The sequence below is a fragment of the Streptomyces sp. bgisy159 genome (genome assembly GCF_965341775.1).
Lineage (GTDB): Bacteria > Actinomycetota > Actinomycetes > Streptomycetales > Streptomycetaceae > Streptomyces.
In genome coordinates this window covers 1-1,212 of the sequence record NZ_CBDQZH010000120.1, presented here as the reverse complement: position 1 = coordinate 1,212, position 1,212 = coordinate 1, and the positions used below count along the sequence as shown (strand labels likewise).

1 protein-coding gene is annotated in these 1,212 nt (G+C 69.2%); it reads right to left on the bottom strand.

Annotated features, from left to right (window positions below):
- Positions 1-123: 123 nt before the first annotated feature.
- A complete protein-coding gene (locus ACSLTV_RS36085; protein WP_432159253.1) occupies positions 124-960 on the bottom strand; it encodes an IS5 family transposase in 837 nt (278 codons plus the stop codon).
- Positions 961-1,212 lie beyond the last annotated feature (252 nt).

Below are 1,212 nucleotides of genomic sequence, written 5' to 3'. Positions count from 1 at the left end.
GGTGCCAGCAGCTGGCCGCTGCGCTGGGCCTTCAGGCGGTCCCGGCGAAGGTCGAGGGGCTGCGGTCGAAGGCGAAACGCCTGGTGGAACGAGGGTGGGCACTTCAGACACGGCCAGGGGTGTTCACTCCGCTCGGGACGACGGCCGGCTGAAGGCGCCGGGGCGGCGCCCGGCCAGGCGGCTGCTCATGAGCATGGTCATGGACCACAGCACCATGGCCTCGTGCATGGCGGGCAGCGTCTCGTAGTCACGCACCAGGCGACGCGAGCGCATCAGCCAGCTCAGCGTTCTTTCCACCACCCACCTCCGCGGCAGCACCACGAACCCCGTGGTGTCGTCCGAGCGTTTGACGATCTCGAGCGTGAGGTGGAGGTTCTCAGCCGCCCAGTCGACCAGGCGCCCCGCATAGCCGCCGTCCGCCCAGACGAGCCGGACGGAGAAGTACAGCCTGCGCAGCCGCTCCAGCAGAGGCACCGCGGCGTCCCGGTCCTGCACGTTCGCCGCGGTCACCGCGACGGCCAGGACCAGGCCGAGACAGTCCACCACCAGGTGTCGCTTGCGCCCGCCCACCCTCTTGCCGCCGTCCCAGCCGGACGTGAAGCGCGGGATGTTCGCCGCTGCCCGCACTGACTGTGAGTCCACGACGGCGGCCGTCGGGTCCACATCACGGCCATCCTTCTGGCGTACTTTGTCGCGCAGCCGGTCGTGGAGCTCGGCGAGCAAGCCCGTCACCTGCCAGCGGCGGGCGAACGCGTGCACCCGCCGGTACGGCGGGAAGTCACAGGGCAGGTTGACCCACTTGACGCCGTTGTCGACGACATAGCGGACGGCGTCCAGCATGACGCGGTGGCAATAGCCCTCCGGTCGTCCGCCCCGCCCCTGAAGCCACGCGGGAACCGGCAGCAACGGCCGGAGGACCTGCCACTCTGCCTCCGTCAGGTCGGAGCCGTAACACCGCACGCGGTCCGGTCCGTCCGCCGCGTTGCCGAACCTGTGCGCGAGACAGTCACACGCAGGAGACGGCGCGTTGGACTCCACGGCCGCAAGCGCGACAGACTGCGACAACAGGGCCTCCTGGTACTACTCGGTTGGGATCGCAACCCCGAGCTACCAAGAGGCCCTGCCGCTATGCCCCGACCACCGAGAGATCACCCGAACAGGAACCCTGTTCGACTGATCAAGCCTGCCGAACGGTAAGCGGATGGCGTCTGA